The organism is Olivibacter sp. EAT-5 (assembly GCF_044784325.1).
Taxonomy (GTDB): Bacteria; Bacteroidota; Bacteroidia; order Sphingobacteriales; family Sphingobacteriaceae; genus Olivibacter; species Olivibacter oleidegradans.
This window is the reverse complement of the sequence record NZ_CP173028.1, coordinates 2,897,060-2,915,700: the sequence shown is the minus strand read 5'-3', so window position 1 is coordinate 2,915,700 and position 18,641 is coordinate 2,897,060. Positions and strand designations below refer to the sequence as shown.

Sequence of the window (18,641 nt, the reverse complement as noted above, 5' to 3'; positions counted from 1 at the left end):
ATGGAACCCTATTCAAGATCACTCGAAGATAAATTAAACACGCTTGCAGCTGGCCAGGCCATCGGCCTAACCGCCGCAGAAGCTGCTGTTTACGGCGTGGATTATGCCGACATGCTGCCCGAAGATGAAGACCCCCAGGAGGTGGGACAAGATGACGAATGACAAAATAAAGGCCCTACACGTTCAGGTCGCCGAAAAACTCATTGAACAGCTTAAAGCTGGTACAGCCCCCTGGCAGAAGCCCTGGAATAGTGATAACTTGCCTGCCTTTGAACTCCCTTATAATGCGGTTACCGGTAACCGCTATAAAGGCATTAACACATTCTCCTTATTGCTCAACGGCTATGAAGACCCGCGCTGGATGACCTTTAATCAGGCATCGGCCAATGACTGGAAAGTCAGAAAAGGTGAAAAGGCATCGCTGATCCAGTTCGTTAAGACGACCGACCTGGTAGCCAAAAGGGATGAAAGCGGTAAACCCGTACTCAACGAGGAAGGCAAACCTGTCAAGGTTTCGGTAAAACTGGATCGCCCTATCATTACCACTGCCTGGGTATTTAATGCCGTGCAAGTGAACGGGATACCGGCCCTGCAAAAACCGGACATCAAAACGCTTGACTGGAACCCGATAGAACGGGCGGAAAAACTCATAGTGGGCTCCGGGGCCAATGTTAACCACCGGTCGGGCGACCGCGCTTATTACAGCCCGCTGCGGGACAAAATCACCATGCCGCTGAAAGAACAGTTTGATGCACCGGACAAATACTACGCAACCCTGCTGCATGAACTGGGCCACTGGACGGGCCACAAGGATCGCCTCGACCGAAGCATTATAAACAAGTTTGGTACGGAAGCCTACGCCCGTGAAGAATTACGGGCAGAGATCGCTTCTTTACTAATCGGGCAGGAATTTAGGATAGGCCACGATCCGGGCCAGCATGCCGCATACGTGGACAGTTGGATCAAGGTTTTGCAGGATACGCCCTTTGAAATCCATGCCGCTGCCGCAGATGCGGAAAAGATATTCAACTACCTCACCGGACTGGAACAGAAAAGAGAGGTCAAAGCGGAAGTGAGGGCCCTTCCCGAAGCGCAGCCCCCGAAATACGGCACAGATTCCAAATATCTTTCATCGGGTGATGAAATCGCCTACAACAATACCGTGTACAAAGTTCAGGGCCACTTAAAGCAAGGGCGCCTGCGGATGGAAGACCTAACTACCGGCCAAAACTTTGTCCTTTCCAAAGCCGATAGCCTGTACGATTCCCTGCTCCATGCCAGACAGCACCCGGAGAAACATACGCGCAGCGCAGCGGAAACAGAAATCCCCGTTTCGCAGAAGGCGGAAACGGTCGCCGCTTACGGCATCAGACGCTAAATCATTACGAATTACAAGCATTTAATTATGGAAACATTAATTAAGGAAAACGAGTTGCCCGTTAAAGAACTCGAAAAGCTCGGACTGTACCAGGAAGGTCAGTTGAACCTGAGCAGTGAAGACGTCGATGCCTTGCTGGCGGGACGAAGAACAGACATGCGCAGCATGTTCCATTTAAAGATGGACGGGGTTTCTATCCGACAGCTGGATGCCAAACTATCCCTGAACCGCAACGAGGACGGCACTGTTACGTTGAACCTGCATCCAATCTACAAGGAAGTTAAGCCGCATCCCTTGCTCAGCGCGGAAGAAGCCAGAGTGCTTCTGGATGGCAAGCTGCAATCGGTACAAAAAGTCTACGAACAAGCCGATAAAAAACTGGCGCAGCTGATTATTGAATATGACAAACAAACTAGGGAATTTGTCGCCTACCATCCCGATCAGGTAGAGGTTCCTCTAAAAGTCAATGGGGAAACGCTGTCAGAAGAACAGAAAAAAGCATTCCAACGTGGAGAAGTGGTAGAACTAACGGACGGAACCCGCATCCAACACAGTGCTACCGACAGCAAGGGCATCAGGTCGGACAGAAAGGCAATGATACTTTCGGTATTGTTGGATGGTGGCATCTCTTATCTACTGCTCCGCGGAATTCGCAATCTTGCCGGTAATAAGGACACGCAAAAGGAAGGATATACCAAAGGCTATAACCAGGCCTTGGCTGATAGCATGGTCGGCAAACCCAAAAGAGAAATGGAAATGACCGTAGGTGAGCATTTTGATTATTCCAGAAACTCACAGCAAAGCCGTGGTTACGGACGCACAGCATCACGCTGATGTCTCCGTTCGTCAATACCCACCCGTCAGGCATCAATACCGCAGTGCTGGATTTTTTCAAAGATCGCATACACGTTCAGGATGATGCTTTCCTGTTCTCCTATGAGAACAACTACGGGAAAACCGGGACGGAATATTGGTCGCCCGGTCTGCATAAGGTTCCGGTATCCGTCGGTATCTGGCTGGTACATGAAGGATCACTAGCACAGGTTAGGCACTTGTTTTTAAGCCACTCTGCCGCAGATATTCTTTGCTTCTGCCAGCTTAGTCCGGACTGGTTAACCTTGCCGGGGAACGTGGCCTTTGCAGCTTTAGGGCTGCTGGCCATTGCCGACCAGGTACGCTTCCTGAAAGAATGTTTTGGCAATGCTAAAGTGCATATGCTCTTTGATGCCGAGATTACTGGCAGGGTAACAGACTGTAAGGCCGCATTGTGGCTGTCAGGGAAAGATGCCACATTCAGCATTTTTGACGATATTGTACAGATTGGTTACCGAAGACGAAAATTCAATATTCCTGTACCTGTCTTTTCCCTGCACCGCTTTGAAAAAACAGTTGCCCTGCGCAGTAATATCCGAACACATAAACCCAAAGGCGGCTTCAGCTCTTATTATCAGCTGTTTGTAAATAGCTATTAACACATCAGTAATTGCACCCTGGTTCCTACGGGCCAGGGTGCTTTGCTATGCTTAAAATTCAAGCTGGTCAGGATAATATTAGGAACAAAAGAATAAACCAATTAACAACAATCATCATGAACATTGAACTAAAAAATATCAAATATTACGAATCTTTTAGTGAAGAAACACTGGCTTTTCAGGCCAACCTGTACATCGAAGGCAAGCGTGCGGGAACCGCAAAGAACGATGGCCGCGGAGGCGCCACTTATTACAGCGGAGATAACAAAGAGGGATGGGAGCTTATCCGCCAGGCAGAGGACTACACCAAAACACTGCCCGACAAAAATTATCCTAAAGATGAATACATGGAAGGGTTTTCTATACCTATGAACCTTGAACATTACATTGACGACCTGCTCAATGATTACCTGGCAAAGAAAGACCTGGAGAAAATCCAGAAAAAAGTCATCAAGGATATGGAAAAAGGGATCGTCTTTGGCAAGCCCAATGATAATTCCTGGATCGTACAGACTTTCAGCGTACCGCTTAAAGACGTATTGTCGCATCCCAAAGGCGCCGAGATCGTAAGCAACTCCATAGCTAAAAATATATTTAAGGAACTAAAGGACGGTGTGAAGATATTAAATACAAACATTCCTGAAAGTATTTTAAAGAGGGCCGGGCTGTTTCATGAACAGTATGTAAAACCATTGGTTCAGGATATTGGGCAACAAGGAATGAAACCCAGTAGTGACAGTGAAGAACAAAATAATTCACGAGGTCGGGCAAGGTAGTGGAGAAGACTATAATACTGCAAGCAGCTTTGTCCTTTTGGATTTATTGAACAAATATCATTGACACCCTGGTTCTTATTGGATCAGGGTGTTTTCATATCCTGATTTTAAAGACTTGAACAGTTACTCTTTATCCCAAAAAAAACCGTTACAAATACGTTACGGAACAAAATTTTGCGGTTTCAAAAAAAGTGATTATATTGCTTCTGTAAGTCAGAAATGCACTTTTTGTCCCATAATAGGGCGGTTAGAGTAGAAGACTCATAATCTTTTGGTCCCTGGTTCGAGCCCAGGTGGGAGCACAAAACAAACCCCTCTTTTCGAGGGGTTTGTTGCTTATCCATCTGAGATAGACTATTCATTCGATCCTGATAAACACCTTTTTTATTTTCCGGTGATTCTTTACGTTCCTTTTCAATAGGGCGTACGGAAAATTTTCGCCTTGTAAAACTTTGCACCGCTTTTTGTCCGATAATATTGAAAGTAGCCATCGCTGGAATAAATATCCACATAGCGTGTACACCAAGTTGGACTGGTAACAGGATCCGGTAGCTCGGTTGTCTTCTCCGAATCTGGACGTGTAAGTACAAATAGACCGGACTGCTGTCGGCTGATGCCTTTCACAAAAGTCTTGTTAAGCAGATTAGGAGCATCCGTAAACGCTTTTGTTGTTTTATCAAAGCGATAAACACCTCCATTGGTGCTCACCCATAATATATTAGGGTCGTTTAGGTCTCGGGATAGATCATGCCCATAGGGATTGGCACTGCTGGTTGTGTTCAAACGCCCCCGTCTTTCCGGTAGTTCCGTCAAAGTAGGAGCGGCATCTGTTCCGCCTACCTGCATGGCCATCACAAAATCATTCCCCGTTGCCCAAAGAATATGCTCCACCGGATCATATAAAACGGCATGCGCTTTATTCAATCGAACCGCAGCATGAGTTAAGTTATCGTTTCCAGTAGACGAAGCAAAAAGCAAGACCGAATCTTTATCTGTAGCAGCAACGGCGATGTTTCCATTTGGTAACAATTCTACACCATGCGGATTAAATCCGAGATTATATGCCCATTTCTTTATCCCCCCAGGATAAGAAGCAATCGTAACTAAACCATTTGAACAGGAAGCAACTAAATGGTTTCCTCCCCATACGTTAACAGTGCGGACTTTGAAATCTGTCGGCAGCCCCCAATTGTCTAGCGCATATTGAGAATAGCCTTTAGCTGCCTCGGGTTTCCACGACCATTTCAGCGCAGTGGAGCTATTCCAGTCTTCGACCCCCGGATCATAGATTTCAATTTTATTAGTAGCCTGATTACCGGCCCATATCCAGTCGTCAGTAACCGCTTCCGTCACTCCTTTAGCTTGAGCTGACATGGTTGTGCTTTTCTGTAAAAAAGCTTGTTTATCTTCTTTGCAGCAGGCGAAAATAACGGCCATACAAAAAATTAATAATCTTTTCATTGAATTATGTAGATTAATGAACTTATTCATCGTAAAAACCTAGTAACCCGGATTTTGCGTTAGATTTGGATTTTTTATAATCTCCTCTGCAGAAATCGGATAATAGTTATGAAACGGTTTGATATTTGCCGCTCCTATCGGATTGTCGTCAGCAACCGATTTAACGGCCTCCACCAGCTTATTCCATCTAACTAAATCCCATCTTCGTTGAAATTCACCGGCAAATTCAATGGCACGTTCTTTCATGATCTCCTCACGTAGGTTTTCCTGTGACGGGTTTGCGAGCTCATTCAATTTAGCGCGTTTCCTTACTTCATTAAGCCATTTTGTACTTTCTGCTATATTTCCATCTTCATTATAAGCCTCTGCCAGAATCAATAAGACATCTACGTAACGTAATATATAAAGGTTCTTACCACTTGCTTGCGCATTGGCATCTAGATCCCAAAATTTAGGCCCGAACCAGGGGTGGTCCGGTCTCGGCCATTTGGTAAAGGTCTGCCCATTATAACCATAGCCGAGCACAACATCCTTACGCTGATCGTTCGGTTCGAACATCTTCGCTAATTTAAGCGTTGGCCTGCAGACGCTCCATCCATCGATAATATAATTCCCGAAGTCTACACCTGCATACGTGCTTTTGCCTGGATCTCTCGCAGGCATATAATAGGATACCTGCTGGTGTGTTTTGATATTGGTGGCAGTGGCAGCATCACGAAGAAATTGAACTTCGAAAATGGACTCCGCATTGTTTTTAAAACGATTATGCACATCAAAAACATCGGCATAATTTGGTAACAGCGAATATTGACCACTTTGAACAACCTGTAGTGCGGTTTGCTGCGCATTTGTCCACTCTTTGTTATAAAGATATACTTTAGCCAAAAGGGTCAAGGCCGCTCCTTTAGTTGCCCTACCTACATCGCTCGTGCCATAGCTTAATGGAAGTGTTTCAGCAGCCTCGCTCAGGTCTTTTACAATCTGAGCTCGAACTTCAACTAGTGGTGTTCGTGCAAGCTGACTTACCGCATCTACATTCAGCTCGTCCGTCCATAGCGGAACATCTCCCCAAAAATTAGATAGTATGAAGTAATAAAGAGCCCGTAGAAATTTTGCTTCTCCAACAAGCCGTCCTTTTAATTGTTCGTCAATAGGAGCTTGTGATACGCGGTTGACTACCATATTTGCGTTCTTAATAGCCGTATAGGCTGCGCTCCAAATGCCACCGGTACCTGTATTTCCGGAAGTGAAGGTATATTCATGCGGGATGAGATTGTTTGCATCTTCCGTATAAGAAAGATCGGTACCCAGATCTACAATCCGCCAAAATTCCGGCGATCCATAAATCGTGTTTAAAGATCCATAGACGCCGTTGACGGCTTGTGTACATTGCTCGCCGTTGGTAAAAAACTTATCCGGAGCAATGAAGGTCTTCGCATCTTCGTCCAAGGCTTTTTCGCATCCTCCAATCAGCATGCTCCCAGTTAGCAGGAACATAAACAGATATATTTTCATTGTTATTATTCTTGTTTTCATTGTCACTTTGGATTAAAAGGTCATATTTAGTCCGAGGGTTATTGTTCTACTATTCGGATAGTTCCCATTGTCAGTAGCAATGATTGTTGAACTACTACCGCCACTATTTACTTCGGGATCAAATCCATTATACTTTGTCAGCAGAAACAGGTTCGTGCCACTGACAAACACCTTCATATCTTTAACAAGCCGTTTCAACAACAAACCCTTTAGGCTATAACTGAGCTGAGCTGATTTAAGCCGAAGGATAGAAGCATCATGCAATAATCGGTCGCCCGGTATGTTATCACGTGATTCCACTGCCGGAATATCCGAAGTTGGATTATTTGGCGACCAACGGTCAACCATATACTTGTACTGGTTCGTTAAAGAAGAACCCATCCCTGCGAAAAATTCCATGGCATTGAACATTTTATGGCCTTGACTAAACTGAAAAAAGAAATCAAGCATAGCCCGTTTGTAAGTAAATGTACTTCCAAATCCACCAAACAATTTAGGATTTGCCGGTGCAAGGTAATGGTAGTCCATCGCGTTTAGTGCCCCATCCTGGTTGTAATCAACATATCGTGGTCCTCCGGGTCTATAAAGATTGGCCGTTGAGACCAGGGTTCTCTCCCCGGCAGGCTTGCTCAATTCGGCATCTATTTCTTCCTGACTTTTCCAGGTTCCTGCATATTCAACACCATAATTAGCACCGATGGGTACACCTTTTTCTAAATAACTCGTAAGTACGCCGTAACCGATGCCGGCATCTAAAGAAACTCTGCTGAGCGGACCGATATCGGTTACTTCCTGTCGGTTTGTTGAGATGTTGATGAGTGCGTTCCATGTGAAATTACGATTTCGGATCACATCGCCACTTAGTGAAAAATCAAAACCCTCATTTAATGATTTTCCGAGATTAACAATACGTGATCCGTACCCGGTTTGTGATGGAATCTGAACGGTCAGTAACAAATCTTTGCTCACCATCCGATAATAGTCGGCCGTAAAGCTCGCTCTTCCATTAAGGAATTCAACATCAAGTCCAGCGTCCAATTGAGAGGTGGTCTCCCATGTCAACCCGTCATTGCCAATATTTCCCTGCGTATAACCCAACGCCTGCGTACCTCCGAAAATATACGCATTACTGTTTGCCGATAATGAAGCCAAAGACTGGTAGTTGGCTATACCCTGATTTCCCGATAAACCGTAGCTGACCCGGAGGGAAAGATCGGATATCGCGCTACGGATCTTAGCATGCTCAAAGAAGGATTCATTAGAGATTCTCCATTTGACAGCACCTGATGGGAAAAAGCCCCACTTCTTTCCTGCGGCAAAATTGGAGGCGCCGTCTCTACGACCTGTAAAGGTAAAATAGTAACGATTTTTGTAATCGTAATTAATGCGTCCCAAGAAAGAGACAATCGTATTTTCATCCAGGTTGGAAGCGATGCCCCGATTCTCCTGTTCTGTAATCCCTAGGTTATTGTATTGCGTAATATCATTCGTAAGTCGCGAACCCGAAGCATATAAGCGGTCGATATCCCTGGTCTGGTAGCTCGTTCCAAGAAGAAAATCGAAGTGATGCTCTCCGAAGCTTTTCGTATAATTCGCTGTGTTCTCATTAATTAAGCTACTGGTATTGTAGATATCAGAAGAGGCCGAGCCGTACATAACCTTGTTATAAATCTTGCTTGGCATATCCGAAGGACTGTAGTAATCCGCACGCTGATTGATAAAATTGATACCCAAGGAAGACCTTAGCTTTAACCCGGGAATCGGTTCGTACTGAAGGTAAAAGTTACCAATAACGTTGTTAGCGAGCTGCTTATTGGTGATCTTATTCACAATCGCTACCGGATTATCAATATGTCCTCCTGTATACCAGATAGGATTGAATGTCTCATAGCTTCCGTCCGCTTTATAGATAGGTATAGTAGGTGCTAAAAAAATATAAGAGGATGACCAGCCCGTATTCGATCCTAAATTCATGCTACTAAGCTTCTTGTTTTCGCGGCTGATATTAAGATTAACGCCAAGATTAACCTTGGACGAGAGGTTCTTCGTAAAGTTAAGACGCCCCTGATAACGCTTAAAATCGGTATTCTCAATAATACCCTGCTGGTTTAATACATTACCGGACAAATAATAAGTATAACCATGATCCCCTCCTGCTCCTCCCGACGCTGATAAGTCATAACTTGAAAACGGAGCGTCACGAGTTACCGCATCTATCCAATTTGTACCTTCTTCGCCGACTATATTGATGACTGAATCTACATTCGGATATAGCGCCGGCTGCTTCCCGAATATACGGGCTTCGTTTATAAACTCAGCAAACTCTCTCGCATTCATCATTTCCGGCCGCTTTGCTAGTTGCGATACCCCCTGATTCGTAGAAAAACGAAAATCATTTCTACCCACCTTCCCTTTTTTAGTCGTAACCAGTACTACCCCATTGGCGGCTCGGGAGCCGTAAATAGCTGTTGTAGAAGCATCTTTAAGGATATCAATGCTTTCGATATCGGCGGGGTTAATTGAGTTCAGGTTTGTTCCACTTGGATCAACAATACCATCAATGACATAAATGGGTTCGTTGGTCGCACTTATGGATCTGGAACCTCTCACACGAATGGTAGTAGGACTTCCCGGGGCGCCGTTTGTTGATTTAACATATACGCCTGCTGCGCGCCCCTGCAACATCTGATCAATTCTGGTTGCAGGTAAGTCCGCTAACTTTTCTGTTGAGATGGTACTTACCGAACCCGTCAGATCCTTCCTCTTGCTTGTACCATACCCAATTAGCACCACTTCGTCCAGCATCGTTTCCTGAGGCTTTAATTTAATATATATGGAGCTGGTAGACCCCTGATTGGTAAGTAACTCTTCGCTGTATGGCCGATACCCCACCAACCGAAAATTAAGTCTATAGGTAGCGTTGTTTTGTAAGCCGTTAACCTGAAATAGCCCCTGTTTGTCTGTAATTGTGGTTTTTACAGGCTGATTTTCCCTCAATTGAACGGTTACCGTTACCCCCTCCAACTGTCTACCGGCAGTATCAACAACTACCCCTTTAATACTTGCTTGTTGCTGCGCAAGTCCCGGTTTTGCCAACACGAGCAGCAACAGTAGCCAAAAGCAACACTCAAAAGTTTGTTTCTTCATAAATTGTCTGTTTATCTTATTTTAATTTTTTACACAATAAGAAGCCATACCGCAATTTTTGCAGTTCATCGCTGTTTATATTTTGATTATTTTATTGTTTTCTATGAATCAGGATAGTATCCCCACGTTGATCAAATAAAAGATTATTCATATTACAGATAATAGAAAGTGTAGTTAACAGTGGCATATCTTCGTCGAGGTTACCGGTAAAATACAGATTCTTGACATCCCGATCCTTATAATCAATCGACACCTTATAGTATTTTTCTAAGGTTCTGAATGTTTCTGAAATCGAGGTATTTCGAAATGAAAGAGAAACAGTCGATTCTTCGGTTTTTAAAGATGGTATTTTCTTAAGTGATTGTGTCCGTTTAATTGCAGTAACCTCCACTAAACCTGTTTCCAAGTTTAAACTGAGTTTTTTCCCAGGTATTAAATACGTCTCTTTCTTGAAATCTTTGCCACTATAAACGACTACCTTACCTTTGAGAAGTTTAACATCAGCAGCGTTTTTGCGCTCGAGGTTAACATCAAATACGGTCCCCAGCACCTTCGTGATTAAACTTTTACTTTTCACAATAAACGGAATTCCTGGGTTTGGCTCCACCTCAAAGCGGGCATGCCCCTTCACCAGCTCAATGTTCCGATTGTCTTTGCCAAAATCTTCGTTATACAGAAAAACGCTTTGCGGGTATAGCGTTACTTTCGATCCGTCCACGAGTCTAAGCTCACGCACATCCTTTGAAAAATTCTGTTGTTGAAAAATCTTTGACCGGTGCTTATTTTCGGTTAATAACATTTCCTTTTTTTCAGGGGCTTTTGAAAAGTGTCCAACCAGCGCTCTTGCTATAAGTGCGAACAGAAATACAGCAGCAGCATACTTTATGTAACGGAAAGAATAGTAACTTCTGTTTTTAGGCGTTTCCGTGTTAATCTGTTCCATCAATCGGTATTTGATCGTTTGAAGGTGGTCTGGCTCTCTCTTCATAGTCACATCCTCCTGATCGATCAATTCCCGGATCTGTAAACGTAATTCTCCTTCGTCAGCGGTACCAAAGTACGCGAAGAGAGCATGTAGTTCCTCCGGCGTACATGCATTTTCAATATACTTTTTAAGTAAGGGGGTAATGGGGCGTCGCTGTTTATCCACTTTTTGCTCTTTTATTACCAATATGCGCGAGCAAGAAAAACACACTAATCACTTTTGATTTTTTTTATTTTTTCCTGATTTAACGAAATGCAATCGTCTTATTTCGATTTTTCATGGAGGAAAAAGTTGGGGATGAAGCTTGTTAAATTTATCACCTAGCGATAAACCATATAGGCGGTTACAACGATCATTGCCATGTCGGTGGACTGAAATAGGGTTTTTCGAACGATAGCGGTTGCGCGAACAAGATGATTGCTAACGGTTGATATCGATATATCTAATTGTAATGCCGCTTCTTCATAGCTTTTTCCTTGCAAACGGCATAACTCAAAAACCTCGCGACAACGTGGTGGCATATCGGTCATTGCATCCTGTAATAGTTTGCGGCTTTCTTTGAGGTAATAGTCCTCTTCCGTATGGGTGTAAAGTTCATCAAAGGTCTGTAGAATATGCGTTTGTAGTTTGACATCCAATGCCACCTTTCGATAGAACTTATAAATTTCGTTTTCAGTAACCCTATACAACCAAGGCTTAAGCGAATAATTTGAATCCAATGTATGGCGATTTTCCCAAACTTTTAAGAAGACGTCCTGAAGCATTTCATCGGCAACAGCACTGATCTTCACAAATTTCAGCAATTTACCATAAATCGCCTGGCTGTAATGATCATAAATTTTTCCGAAAGCTACCGGATCACCGGCTTTCATTTGATCTATAAGCTTTTTCTCGGCAAGCACAGTTGAAAAGGAGGTCGTCATAGCGTTGAATTACCAACAGAATATTTCCAATCATCAAAACTAAAGTCCCTTTATTAATAAATCATGAATAAATCTTAATGTTTTATCTGAGCATGAATATTTCCGTCGCCCCTCTTTTGATCAAGAAGCGCCTCAAAATAACCTAAATAATAACTTTTTGAATAGCTGGTTTTTTTTCGGTTATGACAGTAGGTATAAGCATGAAAAGAGCCTTCTTCAAATTGTGGTGGAAGTTCTACTTCGATACGTCCGTCTTTACGATACCAAACCTGATCACTCTTGGCGCCTATGCCGAGCTCGGGACTGATTACAATTAATACCAGTTCATCGCTATCTCTTGCCATTGGATGTGGTTCGTTCGTAAAAAAGACTTCCAGTATACCGGGCGATCGCACTACATCGGCTATGGCAGGCGGGGGTAAAGCTCCCATGCTGATCATTACCCTTTCAGGAACAATCATTTGATCAGGATAGGTGCCTGCAACCGCCTCCTGTATTACTTTTTTTAATGCTTGCCCAAAGGCTTTACTCTTTTTACCATTGCCATATTGGCTCCAACCCTCGTTGATAACAGGACGTAAAGGGTTCAAAAAGGCCATTGCCAATCTCATGCGCTGTTGACTGGCAAGCTTTCCATAAGGTTCTTTTTCCTTTTTCGGTATATTTGCATCAAAGAAAAATTCCATAAGCTATATTATTGGTTATTGGCTATTAGTTATTGGTTGTTGGTTGTTGGCTGTGGGTTGTGGATTATTGGTTATAGAAAGATATTTGGTAGGAGAAACTCGTTTTTTTTGGCTATCGCTAAGAAATAACCATACATGAATACACTCGCCTTCTAATGCCTCGTATCTAACCGTAGCTTCCGCTTGATAGCGCAAAGGTGTGGTGTCTGGCGAATCAAACAGGCCACTACTCACTGTATAACATAAAATATGAACCTGATCATCTAAGGAACCACCCAATCCATAGGTTTTCGGATTCCAGGTTACTTTTATCTGCCCAGGCTTCACTATCTCCAATTTTTCAGCCCCCGCGGTAAATAAAGTTCCCTTGCTGAATTGAATCAAACTATAGTTTAAATGTGGCTCGTTATTTTCGTCAAGTGAAAAAGCATGATCAAAATTCTGCTGAAAAGCAATATTACGCGCAGTAGCTTTGCGTAAGTAATTTCCGAAACCCACCTCCACCACTTTTTTTATAGGAATAAAAAACTCATTTAGTAATTTGAATTTTTTATAATGCAAAACTTGCTCTTCACTTGGTTTACCTTTATTCTTGTAAGTCCGCGAAAAGCCTTTAATATAATTTACACCTCGCCAACGACTGCCAATAATGCTACCTGTTTTACCACTAAAAGGTCCATTTATGCCTTTGTTGTAAGTTCCCATAATTTAGATTTAAATGCCTAAATCGCTTTTCTCTCTGTTGATAGGACTTATGCCCATCGTTTACAATAAAAATAGAAAAAAATAAATTTAAATAGAAAAAGAAATATATAAAAAATGCAGATTTATCGTAAATTGATCGTTTTTTTATCGTAAATTCATCGTATATTTTACGATCATTTTATGATAAAAAAACTATTAAAAAACTATGAAATTGGATATTTAACTATTGTCTTTATAATTTTTTATTCTTTTTTTGTTATGTTTTTTTAGTAGGATAGCAAGAAGCTTTCTGCCACTCATTTCAAGCCCAATCAGCTCTTTAAAAAGCAAATGCGGCGCTAACTAGGAGCTTCACGATCTTATGAGCATTTCCTCACCATTTAAGAAATTTTAATATCTTAGCCCTCTATAACAATAGAAATGCAACTTGAACGGGTTACTACATTCATTTTAGATAAGTTAAGGCACGAGCTTACTGCCTCTTTTAGCTATCACAATGTGGACCATACGCAAGATGTTATGCATGCGGTAAAAGAAATCGGCTCACAGGAGCATATTACCGAGAATGAATTACAGCTGTTATCGACTGCAGCACTTTTTCATGATACGGGTTTCTTAATATCTGCTAAAAATCACGAACTACACTCATGCCATATGGCGCGCAAGTATCTCCCTCATTATTCCTATAGCGAGCAGGATATTAGCCAAATTAGCGACTTAATCAGGGCCACGAAAGTGCCACAGCAACCAAAAAATCACCTGGAAGAAATTATCTGCGATGCAGATTTAGATTATTTGGGGCGAACAGATTTTTTTGAGATAAGCGAAAAACTCTATCGTGAAATGTTAGCGCTTGGCACCGTATCTTCTCATCAGGAGTATATGCAGCTACAATTGGAGTTTCTCTCAAATCATCGATATTTTAGCAATACCGCAAAAGCATTACGTAATAAATTAAAAGAAGAAAATTTAACCAAATTAAAGACAAATTCGGAATCTTAGCAATATGAACTCAAAATCGACGGCGATCGCCCGTGACATTATTTATGTAGTTACGGGTATTTTATTCTGTGGTTTTGCCTTAAAAGGTTTTTTGGTCCCTAATCAGTTTTTTGATGGTGGTATCACCGGAATATCTTTATTAATACACGAAATCTACCATGTTAACATTGCTTATGTCATTGTACTCGCCAACCTTCCCCTCATTATAATGGGCGCCTTCCAGGTAAGCAAGAAATTCGCTTTAAAAACATTGGCCTGCGTTATATTATTAGGTATATGTTTGCTATATGTTCCTTACCCGATTATCACATCCGATAAACTACTGGTTTCTATTTTTGGTGGTGTTTTTATGGGAATTGGCGTCGGTTTATCCATGCGAGGCGGTTGCGCTTTGGACGGTATTGAGGTGCTCGCGCTTTATACCCTTAAACGGAGCAGCTTTACCATCAGTGAGATTATTTTAGGTATCAACATTATTATTTTCTTGATTGCAGCGGTTCATTTGGGACTTCCGACTGCACTCTATTCCATTCTGACTTATTATACCGCATCAAGGGCTATTACTTTCGTAATTGAAGGGCTCGAAGAGTATACAGCGGTTAATATTATATCAGCCCATAGCGAACTGATTAAGGAAAGGTTAGTAAAAGACATGGGAAAAGGCATTACGGTCTATAAAGGTGAGCGCGGCTTCTTAAAAGAAAGTTTTGATGTGAGCCACCCCGTTGATATTGTTTTTACGGTGGTAACTCGATTTGAAGTACGAAGGCTCAAGAATATGGTACATCAAGTTGATCCGCAAGCCTTCGTATATACGAATACCATTAAGGAGGCGGCGGGCGGTATATTGAAGAGAAGAGCAAGGGAACATTAATCCCTTACTATGCAGTCACTTCATAAATATTGACAGGATTCGCTTTGTTTTTCAAGTTTACGGTTCCAAGCGATGAAAAGCCGAACGATTGCTTGGCCTGTTCATAAACATGTTCAGCAACAACGATTTGACCCGCTTTGGCTATGGACTGCAAGCGTTGGGCTAAGTTAACGGCATCACCTATAACGGTATAATCTAAGCGTTTCAGCGAAGCTGATCCAATATTACCGGAAATTACCTCGCCGGTATTGATGCCTATAGAGACGTCGGGCTTAAAGGTGTGATCGCCGGATCGAATCGCCTCAATAGCTGCAATCTTTTCTTTCGTTGCCAGCGCCGCATCAATTGCCCGGTCCAAGTGATACTCTCCTTTAAAGACAGCCATCACCGCATCGCCCATAAATTTATCGATGTGTCCATTGTAACTGATAATTTCTTTCACGATTACATCGAACAGGTCGTTAATCAGTTTTACGACATCATCAGCGGCGACAGTTTCCGTAATGGCCGTAAAACCACAAATATCAATAAACACAACTGTTGCCTCAATGGTCTCATTGATCAATAAGCTTTTTTCAAATTCCTGATGCGTCATAAAATTGAGCACATTCTCATCCACATACATCTTTAGGATATTATTCTCTTTAATGGCCTTTAATGTGCTTTTGATCTGTTCCACATGTCCCAGTGTTTTTTCTATTGTTACATCCAGATCATCAAAATTCACCGGTTTGCAGACAAAATCAAACGCACCTCGATTCATTGCCGTACGGATATTTTCCATATCTCCATAGGCCGAAACCATCACGGCTTTGATTACGGGATTGGCCTCCGGGAGTTTAGTAAGCAAGGTCAATCCATCCATACCAGGCATATTGATATCACTCAAAATAATATCAATATCCTCTTCTTCTTTTAACAATTGGAGCGCCTCCAAGCCATCCTTGGCAAAAACAAATGAATAGATTTGCTCTCGGATTTTCTTTCTAAATTTTTGCCTGATCAAAAGTTCGAGATCTGCCTCGTCGTCTACAACTAATATCTTAGCCATGCTCTTCTAAATTTTTTAATTTTTCCCTTAACAAGTTAAAATCAAGTGGTTTCGTCAAAAAGTCATTAGCACCTAATTGCATCGATTGCCGATAGTTTTCTTCGTCTCCATAGGCCGTAATCATCATCACAAAAGGTGGTGTCCCTCCGTGTTTCTGCCTGATATGCGATAACAAGTCCAACCCACTCATACCTGGCATATTGACGTCAGACAGGATAAGAACAACTTCGGAACCATCGTGAAGAAGATATTGAACAGCTTCTTCTCCAGACAATGCGAACTCAAAAATGATGGATCCCGTTTTGATTTCCTTACGAAATCGCTGTCGGAATAAGGGCTGTATATCGATCTCGTCGTCAACAACTAATACTTTCATTGCTTGTCGGGTATAGTAATAATAAATTTTGCGTATTCTCCTTCTATCGTTTCTACTTTTAACTCTCCTCCGTGCATTTTTGTAATAATATCATAGCTCATAGATAATCCCAAACCGGTGCCTTGACCAGTTGGCTTGGTCGTGAAGAAGGGCTGATATATTTTTTCTAAGACGGCACTTGGTATGCCTAGGCCATTATCGGCCACCGTAATCTTAATCGATGCTTCTTGAGCATCATCAACTATATGTTCGGTAATAACGGTTACTCTTGGCATAAAACTCCCACCTATGTGTTTTCTCTTCTCGTTGACAGAATAAAAAGCATTATTGAAAAGATTAAGCAGCACACGGCCGAGATCCTGCGGTACCACTTCAATGGAAGGCAAGGCGGTGTCAAATTGAGTATCGATAGTGGCATTGAACGATTTATCCTTGGCTCTCAAACCGTGATAACTCAATCTAACATATTCATCCGCTAGTGCATTAATATCGGTCATTTCTTTTTTTCCACTGCTGCTACGAGAATGTTGGAGCATACTTTTGACGATACCGTCAGCCCTTTTACCATGAAAATTAATCTTGTCTAAGTTCTGCGTTAGGTCTGCTATAATTTCTTCTGCCTCCTCTTGTTGAGCTCCTTCCAGTGCCTTCAGAGGCCCTCCTTTCAATTCGTTCAATAGCTCGATACTCACTTCCGAAAAATTGTTCACAAAATTCAGGGGATTCTGTATCTCATGGGCAATACCGGCCGTGAGTTCACCTAAAGAGGCCATTTTTTCCGATTGAATAAGTTGGGCTTGGGTATTTCTTAATTCGTCGAGCGTCACTTGCAACTCTTCTTTTTGTTTAACCAGCTCGGTCGTGCGTTGTGCTACTTCGTGTTCTAAATCGACTTTCAGCTGCGCCATAATCCGATGTTGCGCCTCTTCCGCTTCGCGTCTAGCCCGTTCCCTCTCTAAAGCTTTCCGTTGATTTCTGTTCACGAGCCACATACCTCCGTACCAAAGAACGCCAAACAACACGGCACTCTCGAAAAAATCATCTGTTTTTTTGTAAAATGATGAAAAAAACTCCCGGACAAAAGAGCTGATAAATGAAAGGATAGCATAAGGCAGTATCGAAAAAATCATGTGCCTTCCCGCCTGTAATTCCTGTCTGCGGTAAACAAGGTACAATAGAGCAAATAGGAAGACTTGTACAAGCAAAGTAACCAAATAAGTGCTTGAAACAACGTCAAGGATGATCAATGCGATACTCACATAAAAGCCAAACTGAAGATATTTAGCCAAATCGTAATCTACCTTTTGATAGTTGACCTTCTTTTTAAGGAAACTAATCAGGAGAAGTGCAAATATGGGCTCTAGTGTCATAAAACAAAGGTTTAGCTTGCCAATAAGTAGCTGTTAAAAAAACTATAACTTTTTGCTCAAACATAGATAAAATCACCTGCACCTACAACAACAATTCGATGGAAGGCTAAACTTTTTGCGCTACTTCTTGTTTTAGACAATAGTAGATAGTGAAGGGGGCGAAACGTAAAAATTATTGATCAAATTACTGTTATGTTAGAAAGATTTGCAAAATGGGCCCATGAAATAGACCATGAATGGACGGGCTATTCCACCACTTATGACAAACAATCGTTCATTGTCTTTGACAACTTAAAGAATGAGGTTGCTCGTATCGATTATAATGACGGCCGATATGACATATCGGGTAACAACACACCAATTGTCGAAAAGTTAACCAATATGACGCAACACCGGCATTAGTTATCGTGGCGTTATTTTCAATGAAAAAGTAAAAGGGCCATTATAGGGTTCACCTGCCATTTGATTTTCGCTAACAACGATACGGTAGACTCCGGGTTCTTTTATGTTATACTCCATGGTTGGGCCAAAAGGCCCGTCTGCTACATTATTAGGAAGAAAGATCTGAGCAATACGAACATTTCCATTGGGTTCGCCGGGTTTAACAGAAGCGGATAACTTTCCAAGGTTTTTTACATTAAATGAAAATACCACATGTTTTCCCTTTTCCATCCTGGCTTCTTGGGCCGCCTCCCCATTAATCAGTTGTAGATTAATGGAATCTCTATTGTCCTCAAGTGGTGCCACTGAGGCGGTTGTTTTATCAATGTCGGCAGCATCGGTTTCATTAGTCTGATCTGTTGTTTTACTATTATTGCAAGCTGCGAATAAAAAGAAAGAGAGTATTACTGAAAAGCCAGTTATTGTAATTGCTTTCATTAAGATACAAGTTTTGATTT

At 42.2% G+C, this 18,641-nt stretch carries 19 protein-coding genes and 1 tRNA gene; 9 read left to right on the top strand and 11 right to left on the bottom strand.

Features of this window, described 5'->3' with window-relative positions:
• The 6 genes from ACH11B_RS11965 to ACH11B_RS11940 all read left to right on the top strand — a co-directional run bounded on the left by ACH11B_RS11965 (position 1) and on the right by ACH11B_RS11940 (position 3,928).
• Entirely contained in the window at positions 1-162 is a 162-nt protein-coding gene (locus tag ACH11B_RS11965) for a hypothetical protein (RefSeq protein WP_377612609.1), read from the top strand.
• Positions 152-1,378 (top strand): ArdC family protein, encoded by a 1,227-nt coding sequence (locus ACH11B_RS11960; RefSeq protein WP_377612611.1) that lies wholly within the window; start codon positions 152-154, stop codon positions 1,376-1,378. The genes ACH11B_RS11965 and ACH11B_RS11960 overlap by 11 nt, the downstream gene beginning before the upstream one ends.
• A 27-nt stretch (positions 1,379-1,405) precedes the next feature.
• Positions 1,406-2,212: a DUF4099 domain-containing protein gene (locus tag ACH11B_RS11955; protein WP_377612613.1), complete on the top strand. Its 807-nt coding sequence runs from the start codon at positions 1,406-1,408 to the stop codon at positions 2,210-2,212.
• Entirely contained in the window at positions 2,212-2,850 is a 639-nt protein-coding gene (locus ACH11B_RS11950; protein ID WP_377612615.1) for a hypothetical protein, read from the top strand. Before ACH11B_RS11955 ends, ACH11B_RS11950 begins: the two co-directional genes overlap by 1 nt.
• Positions 2,851-2,966: 116 nt before the next feature.
• The gene (locus tag ACH11B_RS11945; protein WP_377612617.1) at positions 2,967-3,626 is read left to right on the top strand and encodes a hypothetical protein; all 660 of its coding nucleotides are present in this window, start codon (positions 2,967-2,969) and stop codon (positions 3,624-3,626) included.
• Positions 3,627-3,828: 202 nt separating this feature from the next.
• A tRNA-Ile gene (locus ACH11B_RS11940) sits at positions 3,829-3,928 on the top strand.
• 112 nt (positions 3,929-4,040) lie between these two features.
• Here the strand turns inward: ACH11B_RS11940 and ACH11B_RS11935 are convergent.
• The 7 genes from ACH11B_RS11935 to ACH11B_RS11905 all read right to left on the bottom strand — a co-directional run bounded on the left by ACH11B_RS11935 (position 4,041) and on the right by ACH11B_RS11905 (position 13,069).
• Positions 4,041-5,087, bottom strand: coding sequence for a DUF6528 family protein (locus ACH11B_RS11935; protein WP_377612619.1), 1,047 nt, complete (start codon positions 5,085-5,087; stop codon positions 4,041-4,043).
• 39 nt (positions 5,088-5,126) lie between these two features.
• Positions 5,127-6,623, bottom strand: a complete 1,497-nt coding sequence (locus ACH11B_RS11930; RefSeq protein ID WP_377612621.1) for a RagB/SusD family nutrient uptake outer membrane protein — start codon at positions 6,621-6,623, stop codon at positions 5,127-5,129.
• A 12-nt stretch (positions 6,624-6,635) separates the two neighbouring features.
• Positions 6,636-9,770, bottom strand: a complete 3,135-nt coding sequence (locus tag ACH11B_RS11925) for a SusC/RagA family TonB-linked outer membrane protein (protein WP_377612622.1) — start codon at positions 9,768-9,770, stop codon at positions 6,636-6,638.
• 91 nt (positions 9,771-9,861) lie between these two features.
• Positions 9,862-10,920: a FecR family protein gene (locus ACH11B_RS11920; RefSeq protein WP_377612623.1), complete on the bottom strand. Its 1,059-nt coding sequence runs from the start codon at positions 10,918-10,920 to the stop codon at positions 9,862-9,864.
• A 155-nt stretch (positions 10,921-11,075) separates the two neighbouring features.
• Entirely contained in the window at positions 11,076-11,678 is a 603-nt protein-coding gene (locus tag ACH11B_RS11915) for an RNA polymerase sigma factor (protein ID WP_130856401.1), read from the bottom strand.
• 74 nt (positions 11,679-11,752) lie between these two features.
• The gene (locus tag ACH11B_RS11910; protein WP_130856400.1) at positions 11,753-12,364 is read right to left on the bottom strand and encodes a DUF6266 family protein; all 612 of its coding nucleotides are present in this window, start codon (positions 12,362-12,364) and stop codon (positions 11,753-11,755) included.
• A gap of 15 nt (positions 12,365-12,379) precedes the next feature.
• Complete coding sequence (locus ACH11B_RS11905) at positions 12,380-13,069, bottom strand: DUF6266 family protein (RefSeq protein WP_377612625.1); 690 nt, start codon at positions 13,067-13,069, stop codon at positions 12,380-12,382.
• A 420-nt stretch (positions 13,070-13,489) separates the two neighbouring features.
• Here ACH11B_RS11905 and ACH11B_RS11900 point away from each other — a divergent pair, with 420 nt between their 5' ends.
• Positions 13,490-14,071: a hypothetical protein gene (locus tag ACH11B_RS11900; protein ID WP_377612627.1), complete on the top strand. Its 582-nt coding sequence runs from the start codon at positions 13,490-13,492 to the stop codon at positions 14,069-14,071.
• Positions 14,072-14,075: 4 nt separating this feature from the next.
• The gene (locus tag ACH11B_RS11895; RefSeq protein WP_013665537.1) at positions 14,076-14,945 is read left to right on the top strand and encodes a YitT family protein; all 870 of its coding nucleotides are present in this window, start codon (positions 14,076-14,078) and stop codon (positions 14,943-14,945) included.
• 7 nt (positions 14,946-14,952) lie between these two features.
• On the opposite strand, the gene ACH11B_RS11890 is transcribed toward ACH11B_RS11895, so the two are convergent.
• The 3 genes from ACH11B_RS11890 to ACH11B_RS11880 are packed head-to-tail and all read right to left on the bottom strand — an operon-like array spanning position 14,953 to position 17,742.
• Positions 14,953-15,996 (bottom strand): adenylate/guanylate cyclase domain-containing protein, encoded by a 1,044-nt coding sequence (locus ACH11B_RS11890; RefSeq protein WP_130856398.1) that lies wholly within the window; start codon positions 15,994-15,996, stop codon positions 14,953-14,955.
• Positions 15,989-16,372: a response regulator gene (locus tag ACH11B_RS11885; protein ID WP_377612629.1), complete on the bottom strand. Its 384-nt coding sequence runs from the start codon at positions 16,370-16,372 to the stop codon at positions 15,989-15,991. Before ACH11B_RS11885 ends, ACH11B_RS11890 begins: the two co-directional genes overlap by 8 nt.
• Positions 16,369-17,742 (bottom strand): sensor histidine kinase, encoded by a 1,374-nt coding sequence (locus ACH11B_RS11880; protein ID WP_377612631.1) that lies wholly within the window; start codon positions 17,740-17,742, stop codon positions 16,369-16,371. The genes ACH11B_RS11885 and ACH11B_RS11880 overlap by 4 nt, the downstream gene beginning before the upstream one ends.
• Positions 17,743-17,934: 192 nt before the next feature.
• Between ACH11B_RS11880 and ACH11B_RS11875 the strand changes: the two genes are divergently transcribed.
• Positions 17,935-18,144: a hypothetical protein gene (locus ACH11B_RS11875; RefSeq protein WP_013665533.1), complete on the top strand. Its 210-nt coding sequence runs from the start codon at positions 17,935-17,937 to the stop codon at positions 18,142-18,144.
• Here the strand turns inward: ACH11B_RS11875 and ACH11B_RS11870 are convergent, their stop codons facing one another.
• Positions 18,145-18,621 carry a hypothetical protein gene (locus ACH11B_RS11870; protein ID WP_377612632.1) on the bottom strand — a complete coding sequence of 159 codons (477 nt, stop codon included), beginning with the start codon at positions 18,619-18,621 and terminating at the stop codon, positions 18,145-18,147.
• Positions 18,622-18,641: the final 20 nt, after the last annotated feature.

Bases quoted from the DNA above. Each gene is read 5' to 3' on its own strand.
- ACH11B_RS11915 (WP_130856401.1), bottom strand. From the start codon at position 11,678: ATGACGACCTCCTTTTCAACTGTGCTTGCCGAGAAAAAGCTTATAGAT.
- ACH11B_RS11950 (WP_377612615.1), top strand. From the start codon at position 2,212: ATGTCTCCGTTCGTCAATACCCACCCGTCAGGCATCAATACCGCAGTG.
- ACH11B_RS11890 (WP_130856398.1), bottom strand. From the start codon at position 15,996: ATGGCTAAGATATTAGTTGTAGACGACGAGGCAGATCTCGAACTTTTG.
- ACH11B_RS11955 (WP_377612613.1), top strand. From the start codon at position 1,406: ATGGAAACATTAATTAAGGAAAACGAGTTGCCCGTTAAAGAACTCGAA.
- ACH11B_RS11880 (WP_377612631.1), bottom strand. From the start codon at position 17,742: ATGACACTAGAGCCCATATTTGCACTTCTCCTGATTAGTTTCCTTAAA.
- ACH11B_RS11910 (WP_130856400.1), bottom strand. From the start codon at position 12,364: ATGGAATTTTTCTTTGATGCAAATATACCGAAAAAGGAAAAAGAACCT.
- ACH11B_RS11875 (WP_013665533.1), top strand. From the start codon at position 17,935: ATGTTAGAAAGATTTGCAAAATGGGCCCATGAAATAGACCATGAATGG.
- ACH11B_RS11925 (WP_377612622.1), bottom strand. From the start codon at position 9,770: ATGAAGAAACAAACTTTTGAGTGTTGCTTTTGGCTACTGTTGCTGCTC.
- ACH11B_RS11885 (WP_377612629.1), bottom strand. From the start codon at position 16,372: ATGAAAGTATTAGTTGTTGACGACGAGATCGATATACAGCCCTTATTC.
- ACH11B_RS11960 (WP_377612611.1), top strand. From the start codon at position 152: ATGACGAATGACAAAATAAAGGCCCTACACGTTCAGGTCGCCGAAAAA.
- ACH11B_RS11930 (WP_377612621.1), bottom strand. From the start codon at position 6,623: ATGAAAACAAGAATAATAACAATGAAAATATATCTGTTTATGTTCCTG.
- ACH11B_RS11935 (WP_377612619.1), bottom strand. From the start codon at position 5,087: ATGAAAAGATTATTAATTTTTTGTATGGCCGTTATTTTCGCCTGCTGC.
- ACH11B_RS11895 (WP_013665537.1), top strand. From the start codon at position 14,076: ATGAACTCAAAATCGACGGCGATCGCCCGTGACATTATTTATGTAGTT.
- ACH11B_RS11965 (WP_377612609.1), top strand. From the start codon at position 1: ATGGAACCCTATTCAAGATCACTCGAAGATAAATTAAACACGCTTGCA.
- ACH11B_RS11905 (WP_377612625.1), bottom strand. From the start codon at position 13,069: ATGGGAACTTACAACAAAGGCATAAATGGACCTTTTAGTGGTAAAACA.
- ACH11B_RS11870 (WP_377612632.1), bottom strand. From the start codon at position 18,621: ATGAAAGCAATTACAATAACTGGCTTTTCAGTAATACTCTCTTTCTTT.
- ACH11B_RS11900 (WP_377612627.1), top strand. From the start codon at position 13,490: ATGCAACTTGAACGGGTTACTACATTCATTTTAGATAAGTTAAGGCAC.
- ACH11B_RS11945 (WP_377612617.1), top strand. From the start codon at position 2,967: ATGAACATTGAACTAAAAAATATCAAATATTACGAATCTTTTAGTGAA.